Annotated in this window: 1 pseudogene; it reads left to right on the top strand. The window is 62.6% G+C overall.

From position 1 onward, the window contains the following. Positions 1 to 310, top strand: a pseudogene (locus EN804_RS36090) (TerC family protein); the annotation flags it as partial.

Raw genomic sequence — 310 nt, 5'->3', positions numbered from 1 at the left:
GCCACGGTTCTCCGTATCGGGTTTGCCGCCGTCACCGTACAGCTTCTTGCCATCGTCGGCCTGCAACTCTTTGGCGGCCTGCTGCTCGCCTGGGTCTGCTGGAAGATGTGGAGCGAACTGCGCGAAGCTTCGGGATCCATCGAGGACGAGGTGACGGATGAAGAGGCCGACCTGACCAAGGGCCACAAGACGTTCTTCCAGGCAGCGACCCAGATCGTCATCGCCGACGTCTCCATGTCGCTGGACAATGTGCTCGCCGTCGCCGGCGCCGCGCAGGAACATGTGACTGTTCTGGTCATCGGGCTCATCG

It is taken from the genome of Mesorhizobium sp. M8A.F.Ca.ET.161.01.1.1 (assembly GCF_004792105.1).
Lineage (GTDB): Bacteria > Pseudomonadota > Alphaproteobacteria > Rhizobiales > Rhizobiaceae > Mesorhizobium.
This window is presented reverse-complemented; position numbering and strand designations above follow the sequence as displayed.